General features: G+C 35.1%; 9 protein-coding genes and 5 pseudogenes. 8 read left to right on the top strand and 6 right to left on the bottom strand.

Annotation, left to right across the window (positions count from 1 at the left end; translation table 11 throughout):
• Positions 1–112: 112 nt before the first annotated feature.
• Together FTU39_RS13420 and FTU39_RS13415 are read left to right on the top strand one after the other, a co-directional pair.
• Entirely contained in the window at positions 113–691 is a 579-nt protein-coding gene (locus tag FTU39_RS13420; RefSeq protein WP_179990664.1) for a hypothetical protein, read from the top strand.
• Positions 681–1,199 (top strand): hypothetical protein, encoded by a 519-nt coding sequence (locus FTU39_RS13415; RefSeq protein ID WP_154320120.1) that lies wholly within the window; start codon positions 681–683, stop codon positions 1,197–1,199. Before FTU39_RS13420 ends, FTU39_RS13415 begins: the two co-directional genes overlap by 11 nt.
• Positions 1,200–1,319: 120 nt before the next feature.
• On the opposite strand, the pseudogene FTU39_RS13410 reads toward FTU39_RS13415, so the two are convergent.
• Together FTU39_RS13410 and FTU39_RS13405 are read right to left on the bottom strand one after the other, a co-directional pair.
• Positions 1,320–1,583: pseudogene (locus FTU39_RS13410) on the bottom strand (integrase core domain-containing protein); the annotation flags it as partial.
• Between the two features lie 33 nt (positions 1,584–1,616).
• Positions 1,617–2,093 (bottom strand): annotated as a pseudogene (locus FTU39_RS13405) (transposase); the annotation flags it as partial.
• 490 nt (positions 2,094–2,583) lie between these two features.
• Between FTU39_RS13405 and FTU39_RS13980 the strand changes: the two are divergent.
• Positions 2,584–2,685: pseudogene (locus tag FTU39_RS13980) on the top strand (recombinase); the annotation flags it as partial.
• A 185-nt stretch (positions 2,686–2,870) separates the two neighbouring features.
• Positions 2,871–4,070, top strand: a complete 1,200-nt coding sequence (locus tag FTU39_RS13400) for an integrase arm-type DNA-binding domain-containing protein (protein ID WP_005245164.1) — start codon at positions 2,871–2,873, stop codon at positions 4,068–4,070.
• A gap of 41 nt (positions 4,071–4,111) precedes the next feature.
• Here FTU39_RS13400 and FTU39_RS13395 read toward each other — a convergent pair whose 3' ends face one another.
• Positions 4,112–4,525 (bottom strand): Cd(II)/Pb(II)-responsive transcriptional regulator, encoded by a 414-nt coding sequence (locus FTU39_RS13395; RefSeq protein WP_179989169.1) that lies wholly within the window; start codon positions 4,523–4,525, stop codon positions 4,112–4,114.
• A 79-nt stretch (positions 4,526–4,604) separates the two neighbouring features.
• On the opposite strand from FTU39_RS13395, the gene FTU39_RS13390 reads away from it, so the two are divergent.
• Together FTU39_RS13390 and FTU39_RS13385 are read left to right on the top strand one after the other, a co-directional pair.
• Positions 4,605–5,336 (top strand): transglutaminase family protein, encoded by a 732-nt coding sequence (locus tag FTU39_RS13390; protein WP_005245162.1) that lies wholly within the window; start codon positions 4,605–4,607, stop codon positions 5,334–5,336.
• Positions 5,323–6,210, top strand: coding sequence for a cation diffusion facilitator family transporter (locus FTU39_RS13385; RefSeq protein WP_127800877.1), 888 nt, complete (start codon positions 5,323–5,325; stop codon positions 6,208–6,210). Before FTU39_RS13390 ends, FTU39_RS13385 begins: the two co-directional genes overlap by 14 nt.
• Before the next feature lie 84 nt (positions 6,211–6,294).
• Here FTU39_RS13385 and FTU39_RS13380 read toward each other — a convergent pair.
• Positions 6,295–6,519, bottom strand: a pseudogene (locus FTU39_RS13380) (efflux RND transporter permease subunit); the annotation flags it as partial.
• Between FTU39_RS13380 and FTU39_RS13375 the strand changes: the two are divergent.
• Positions 6,519–6,662 (top strand): annotated as a pseudogene (locus FTU39_RS13375) (antitoxin HicB); the annotation flags it as partial. The pseudogenes FTU39_RS13380 and FTU39_RS13375 overlap by 1 nt on opposite strands.
• A 252-nt stretch (positions 6,663–6,914) precedes the next feature.
• Here FTU39_RS13375 and FTU39_RS13370 read toward each other — a convergent pair.
• Positions 6,915–7,166 carry a hypothetical protein gene (locus FTU39_RS13370; RefSeq protein WP_004658363.1) on the bottom strand — a complete coding sequence of 84 codons (252 nt, stop codon included), beginning with the start codon at positions 7,164–7,166 and terminating at the stop codon, positions 6,915–6,917.
• Between the two features lie 194 nt (positions 7,167–7,360).
• Between FTU39_RS13370 and FTU39_RS13365 the strand changes: the two genes are divergently transcribed.
• Positions 7,361–7,582, top strand: coding sequence for a helix-turn-helix transcriptional regulator (locus FTU39_RS13365; RefSeq protein ID WP_004658364.1), 222 nt, complete (start codon positions 7,361–7,363; stop codon positions 7,580–7,582).
• A 172-nt stretch (positions 7,583–7,754) separates the two neighbouring features.
• On the opposite strand, the gene FTU39_RS13360 is transcribed toward FTU39_RS13365, so the two are convergent.
• Positions 7,755–7,891: integrase core domain-containing protein (locus FTU39_RS13360; RefSeq protein ID WP_180052275.1), on the bottom strand; the 137-nt coding region annotated here is incomplete at its 5' end.

Raw genomic sequence — 7,891 nt, 5'->3', positions numbered from 1 at the left:
TGTTCAAATGGCGATTCAGCGTTTAATTGGTTTTGGGAAAAAAGAAGAGTTTAAGGAAATTTTGGCAATTTTAAGAAAGCAGAATCCTGATAGGATAAGGGTTCTGTGAAATTTGTCGTGTACAGAGGAAAAAAATAAACAAGGTGCAGAATATTTAATTAATGCTGTGGCTGGAGTTGTAGGTGCTGGAGTAGGTAAAGGTGTCACTAAGGGGAAAGATGCTGATATTGAAATAAATCAAAAGCAATCTCTTGATGTGGGATGGGTTGATAATTATGGAAATCAAAAGAAAGTCACTGGAGATGGAACCGTGGCTAGAGATCATCAGCCGTCTAAAGCTGCATTATTAAAGAGAGCTGAAGACTTAAAGGAAGCGCCCTTAACTCAAGCAGAGAAAAATCGTATTATTAATGAAGGAATGAGTGTAACTGTACCAAATGAGGTGCATGCCGCAGGTCCAACCTATGCAGGAAAAAATAATAAAGGACTCATTGAAAATGATGCAAATGATTTACAAGCAGCACAAATTAGGGATTCTGAGGCAATGATAGATAATGCAAAAAAATTAACGCCTGAGTACGTTACAAAGTTGCAAGAAGCATGTACTACATTGAGCTGTAAAAATAATGCTGATTATGATAAATTTTTGAAAAATATTATGGATGAGGAGGCGAGAAAGAATGACAAATAAGTTTATTGATCATTTAATATCACTGTTGGGTAAGTCAAATATTGATGAAAAATTAGTTGATTTTTTTGTTAAAAATCAATTTGTGAAAAGTCAAGAGGAAATTAAATTACCAATTTATGATGAAGATGGTGATTTATTGGATGAGTATAATTTTTATATTAGTAAATATGATGAGGGATTGGGTTTTATATTTACTGATGAGTCTTTTTATTTAAATCAGGAGGACAAACCCATAACTGGTGAAAAAATATACTTAACGACTATATTTTTTTATAATGATGGTGTGGAAGGCTTTTCTCAATATAAACAAGAACTGCCATTTAATTTAAAATTTTCAATGAATAAAGCTGAAATTGAAAATATATTAGGAGTGCCATTATTTATTAAGAATGATGATGGCGTGGTTAGAAGCCAAAAATGGAAAATTGAAGATATTCCATTTACAATATATATTTCATATAACAATATAGGTGAGATTAGATATATTTCATTAAGTATTCCTTACTGATTTAGTTAAAGTCGTTCCTACCCTATTTTGAATAAAAAAGCGGTTCTTTATTTAAAATGGAGCTACATTAATAGTTTTTAAGGTAATCCTTCAATAAATAACCGAAGTTAAAAGTAGAGGTTAAGCAGCCATTAGAGGTGGCTTTCCTTTGTTAGCTTGATGTGGTCTTTCATGGTTGTAATGCCACAACCAGTTTGTTGCATAATCTTGTACTTCATCCAAAGTATCAAATAAATGCTTGCTCAGCCAACTATAACGTATGGTCCGATTATAGTGTTCAATATACGCATTCTGCTGTGGCTTACCCGGTTGAATATATTCAATACGAATACCGTGCTCAGTAGCCCAGCGCACAAATTCGTGACTGATAAATTCGGGACCTGAGATACCGTCTTGGTAGTCAATCAGGTTTTGAGATTATTCGACCACTAAATAATCTCTTCGATAGGCAGTCTGATGTTTTAAAACGCCATAACACAGATGTATAAGCTTGCGCATTGCAGCACCTAAAGCACACATTTTATTTTTACCCTGGCTTAATAATCGTTGATATAAAGCTTCAATGTGTGGATTATATTTAATCGCTGTTAATGCCGACATATACAATACTGAGCGTATTTTACTGTCACCTGCTTTTGATAAGTGACTTTGCTTGTTGACTGAACTGCCAGACAACTGATGTACTGGAACCAAACCTACATATGCAGCAGCTTGACTTGCTTTTTCAAACTTGTGCGAATGAAATAACCCCAACAGTAATAAGCCTGATCGTTCACCGATTGAAGGAATAGTTTGCAGTAATTTCAAATCCTGTTTCAATGTTGGATCTTGATCTATGTGATTATTTATTAACTTATCAATATGTTCAAGTTGCCGATTTAAATAGGCTTTGTTGCATAAACATTTTGCAAGGCACTGATTTTTAAAGGTTTGTGAAAATTTCAACCTAAGAATAAATTTAATAAAATCATATTCTTAGGTATTTGTGCAACAAAGCCGATCCGAATCGGAAGCCAAAAAGCTTTTGGGGCAGATTATTAGGACGGAAGTGAATTCATAGTAACTGTCCAAATGAAAGAAGAATCAGTGTCCTTTACGATAAGAATATGCAATTTATCTAAGAATTATATTGCTGAATAAGCTTTTAAGAATATAGGTTTGGGCAATAAAGCCTTTAAATTCTATTACTGAATAAACCCTAAGTGGCCGATTTGGAATAGGAATGAGTGGTAGGGTGCGAATAGGAATAGGTGGTAGGTTTATGCTGGAATATGCATTGAGTCCAATCCTTGATCGTGGAGACTATTGTATTAGAAACAATAGCAGACCTAAAAGGCTTTACTGGTATCCATTGATTATTCAATAACATTAAATAGAGCCGTGAGACGTTGAAAGGCTCACAGAGTGGGAGGTAAAGTATATCCTCATCTCTCGTAAAACAGCTGACGAAGTCCGAGATAGAATCATTGCGTCAAAAAAAACGTGATATTTGAGAACTAAAAAAGAAGTGGTACTCCTACTGGTTACTAAAATTAAAGTATATTGAATAATAAATTTATAAAACAATACTTTACAAATCTATATGATGCGTAGTGTACGCATCATACATAAAGCGTTCTATTTTGATATAATTGATCCAATCAACCCATTGTTAGGTTTCATTTAAATTCCATGAGTCTTACTGAAATTAAAGTTCGCCAAGCTCATTGTAAGGAAAAAACCAGTTTTTTATCCGATGAAGATGGGCTTAGCCTGAAGATTGAGCCGAGTGGAAGAAAATCTTGGTGCTATCGCTATACAGATCCACAAACTAAAAAACGTCGACGCATTCAGTTAGGTCGTTATCCTGATTTATCGCTGAAAAAGGCACGACAAGTCAGAGATGACTTTAAAGACAATGATTTCTGTTTTGAACAAGATACTGCCTCTAATGTCATCACCTTTGGTAAGGTCGGGGAGGAGTGGTTACAGTTCAAACTGAAAAATGCCTTCAACGATCTACCCCGCTGTGGTGTACTACAGTTAGCAGAAAGATGCTTACAGCAAGATATTTATCCAGACCTTCAGGATCTACCTTTTCAAAACATCAAGCGTTATGACCTGGTTTCAGTAATCAAAAAAATAGAGGGACGCCAAGTAAAAGAACCTGTCAAGAAAGCTTGTAGTTATTTGAACCAAATTTATGACTACGCTGTAGCGATGGGTTATTGTGAATTCAACATCGCGCATGGTTTAAATAAAATCGCCATTAACAGTAAAATCAAGAAAAATTATCCGTATTTGAAAGCGGAGGATATATCTGATTTTAAGTATAAATTACAAAAATTGGATGCCCATCCGATTATTAAAAAAGCACTGCTGTTCAAATTACATACTGGCGTGCGAGGGGCTGAATTGTTATTGGCTGAGCCTCATCATTTTGATTTAAATGAAAAAGTCTGGAAAATACCTGCCTTGCATATTAAACAGTTTCGACGAAAAGTCATATTAGGCCATGAGATTCCCGACTTCTTAGTTCCACTTTCAGATCAGGCTTTAGATATTTTAAAAGACGTCATGCAATGGTCATACGGTGAAAAGTACATTTTTGCTAGCCCACGGAAACATAATCAACCGATTCATTTTAATACATTAAATATGGCTATACGTAAGATGGGCTATGGAAAACATCAATTATCCTCTCATGGACTACGTTCCACTTTTAGTACCATTTTGAATGACTCAGGTTTGTTCCAGGATAACTGGATTGAGGCACAACTTTCACATATTGATAAGAACCGTACCCGTGCCAGCTATAATCACGCTGACTATTTAGCCCAGCGGACTGAAATGATGCAGTGGTGGGGTGATTATTTAAGTACTGCTAAGTGAAAATCGTACTTTTATACATAGACTTAAAACATTATGGGGTTTCAAATGGATAGTAAACAATATACTTGCCGTGTTACATGGTCAGCAGAATATAATGAGTATGTTGGGTTGTTCGAACCACAAGCACTAGCCATTTGTTGTAATTCAGCTTTAAGCGCCCTTAATTCTTTCATGCGTTTATTCACTAGTGCAAGTTGCTGATCAATTAATGCATTAACGCTAGAGCAGCTTTCTTCTGGCTTATTTTTTAATTCGATAAGACGTTTAATATCATTGAGTGATATATCTAGGCTGCGACAATGCTTTACGAATTCCAATTGTTTAAGTGCTTTGCTATCATACAGCCTGAAATTACCTTCTGAACGATTTGGATTTAACAGAAATCCTTCTCTTTCATAATATCTAATCGTTTGTATTGAACAGCCCGATTTTTTTGACAATTCGCCTATTTTCATCAATTTCCCCCAGACATTTGACTCTATAGTTACTATAGAGTCTATAGTATAAGTATGCAACGAAAAGGATATATAAAAAATGACTGAGAAATATTTAAACAATACGAATATCGTTAATTTTGAACACAAAGATATCCAATCCTTGATCGATCAACGTAGGTGGAAAAACTTGGATAACTTCAACAAAATTGGTGCCGCTTATCAGTTTGTAAAAGATGAGATTTTCTTTGGTTATAATGAAAGCGATGATATTGCAGCAAGCGATGTGCTAGCAGATGGTTATGGACAATGTAATACTAAGGGTAATCTGTTAATGGCACTATTGCGTGGACTAGGCATTCAATGCCGATTTCATGGGTTTACCATAGACCAGCAACTACAAAAAGGTGCTATCCCAAGCTATGTATTTTGGTTAGCACCTAAATACATCATTCATAGTTGGGTAGAAGTTTACTTTGAAGGGCGTTGGATAAACTTAGAGGGCTTTATATTGGATGAGCAATACTTAAGCTCTCTACAGGAGAAATTTGACCAAGTAAAAGATGATTTTTGTGGTTATGGTGTTGCAACAAAGTGCTTTTCATCACCAGATACAGATTGGCGTGGAGAAAATACCTATATTCAAAAAGAAGGTATTCATGATGACTTTGGGCTTTATGATTCCCCTGATGAGTTCTATCTCGAAAAAGGGACTAACTTGTCGGGGTTCAAACGCTGGATATATCAACGCTTGATACGTCACTTGATTAATATGAATGTATCAAAACTAAGAAATAGAAAAGTACTAGAGGTACAAAATGCACAACCATAATCATAGTCATCAACATGGTAAAGATGACCGTATTGGTTGGGCATTTTTCCTTAATGTGACATTCACTATTATCGAATTTATAGGTGGTTGGCTCACTAACAGTACGGCGATAATGGCAGATGCAGTTCACGATCTTGGTGATAGTCTTTCAATAGGTTTTGCGTGGATTTTAAGTCGTTTTTCAGATAAAGAAGCATCAGATAAGTTTAGTTATGGTTATCGTAGACTTACTCTCTTTGGCGCATTGATAAACAGTATTGTTTTAATCATTGGCTCAATTTGGATTTTATTTGAAGCAATTCCAAAGCTGTCCAATCCTGAAATGCCTGTAGTCGAGGGGATGTTAGGGCTAGCGATACTCGGCGTTGCCGTTAACGGATATGCTGTATTAAAATTAAAAGCGGGTGAAACATTAAATGAGAAAGTGCTGACATGGCACCTTCTTGAAGATGTACTTGGATGGGTTGCCGTTCTTATAGTCTCTATCGTACTGTTGTTCGCTGAACTGCCGATATTAGATCCCCTTTTATCAATAGGGTTCACGCTGTTCATCTTGTTTAATGTTTTCAAAAACCTGAAATCAACACTCGTTTTATTTCTTCAAGCTGCACCCGATAAAGAGACTCAAAAGCGTATTAAACTATCACTAATGGAATTTCCTGAAGTTAATGGTATCCACCACATGCACTTTTGGTCACTAGATGGTGAAAGTCACGTTTTAACAGCGCACCTTGAGCTGAGTGACAACTTTGACGTTAAAGAATTAATTAGGCTTAAACAAGAAGTTGCAGCTAAATTATCTTCCTATCATTTATCGCATACAACGATAGAGTTTGAGTTTTTAAATGAAAATTGTCGGGATGAAGCGCAGTAAGCTTTATCAATAAAATGTTGGGCATACAATATTAAAAGCAGCTTAATTAGGCATAACCTAGTAATTAAGCTGCTTTTTTTGATTTTAAATTTCGTCGGATTGCTGTTTGCTACTCTCAGAGCCATGCGCCCATTGATATAAAATAGGCAATACAAACAAAGTTAAAATTGTAGAAGATACAATACCGCCGATAACAACTGTTGCTAGTGGTCGTTGTACTTCTGCACCAATTCCAGTGTTTAACGCCATTGGAATAAAACCTAAACTTGCGACCAGTGCCGTCATTAAAATAGGTCTTAAACGAATGATGTGCTGAGTTTCCATCATTGTCTTGGCTTGATGCGGATCAGTCTAAAGCATTCTCAGGAATAGAGGAGCTCGTTGCTGATGTTGTCGCTGATATGATTAGCAATAATGAAAAAGTTCCTACACCACTCTCCGGGAAAATATAGTAGGCAGTTTGTTGTCCTTGTTCTCAGTGGTTCAACAAAAACTAGCCCTCGAAGCCGCAGAACGTGGCGTGGACATAAATTGTTTAGTATCAGTAAAAAGAGCGATGTAATTTTAGTACGAGTGAGTGATAGAGCAGGAACCTATGCTTCATATATTCAGTAAATGGTATGTTTTTGAATTAATAGGTATTTTTAAATAAAGCTTTCTTTGATTTAGTGCTTTTTATTTAATAAATTAATTTTAAAAACAACTTAGGCTAATTGATAAACACTATCTGGAAAGATTAAAAGAAAATATTTTTTAATTTCTGCTAATTCATTTAAGGCAGGTTCCCTTTCAAGCAGTTGAAATGTCCAAATAAGTACAGCCTGATGATTATCATAGCAAGTATTTACTCCAAGAAAATTAGCCATTCCATAACTTCTATTGATGTTCATTTCTTTAATTAATTGATTTCCTAAGTCACGAGCTTGCTGGCTGATCAATAACTCATTTGGTAACACGGCGGTCATCTCCACAAAATAATCTAATGCAGGTTCAATCCTTATATTTAAAAAGTTATAATTTAGTTGAAATGGATAAAATATACTTTCTATAAGTTGTAATAACCTGCTGTAGGTTAATTTTAGCAAAGTATTACTCAGTCAACAACTTCAAATAACCCACAGCAAGTTATTTTTTGTAAATTAATTTAAATATGATTACTTGTAAGTTATCTAGCCTCATGGGCGATAGAAAAATTTTAAAATTAAGTGAAGTGGTGCATGCAACAGGTATCAATCGCAACACGCTCACAAGTATGTATTATGACCGTGCTGTACGTATTGAATTACCAGTCGCCGATAAGTTGTGTAAGTACTTTAACTGTACGATGAATGATTTGTTTGAGTTTAAGGAAGAAGTTGAAGAAAAAGATTAACTTAATACTTCGTTTGATAAGTTTTTCGAAGAAAAAGACTAGCCAATACTTAGTTTGATAAGTTTTTCTCTGCAGATCTAATATTGAATTTTATAAAATATCATTACAAACAGAGGTGGTTCCACTTGTTTGAACAACTAAAAGCGTATTTATAAGTGATATTCCGCTCTAGTTAAGCCACCTTGTTTTGTTGGGGTAGCTGATCATAGTAAAACTCATTTGGTGTCATTTTGTCTAGACTCGAATGAGGTCGTTTCAGATTATAAAACTCAAAATATGCACTCAATTGCTTTTTCGCATCTGTGACAC

Source organism: Acinetobacter sp. YH12099 (genome assembly GCF_013419195.1).
GTDB lineage: Bacteria > Pseudomonadota > Gammaproteobacteria > Pseudomonadales > Moraxellaceae > Acinetobacter > Acinetobacter towneri.
Note: the sequence above shows the minus strand (reverse complement) of the source record. Positions and strands in the feature narration are given on the sequence as shown.

Coding starts and splice junctions, on each gene's coding strand:
- FTU39_RS13415 (WP_154320120.1), top strand. CDS start 681: ATGACAAATAAGTTTATTGATCATTTAATATCACTGTTGGGTAAGTCA.
- FTU39_RS13400 (WP_005245164.1), top strand. CDS start 2,871: ATGAGTCTTACTGAAATTAAAGTTCGCCAAGCTCATTGTAAGGAAAAA.
- FTU39_RS13395 (WP_179989169.1), bottom strand. CDS start 4,525: ATGAAAATAGGCGAATTGTCAAAAAAATCGGGCTGTTCAATACAAACG.
- FTU39_RS13390 (WP_005245162.1), top strand. CDS start 4,605: ATGACTGAGAAATATTTAAACAATACGAATATCGTTAATTTTGAACAC.
- FTU39_RS13385 (WP_127800877.1), top strand. CDS start 5,323: ATGCACAACCATAATCATAGTCATCAACATGGTAAAGATGACCGTATT.
- FTU39_RS13365 (WP_004658364.1), top strand. CDS start 7,361: ATGATTACTTGTAAGTTATCTAGCCTCATGGGCGATAGAAAAATTTTA.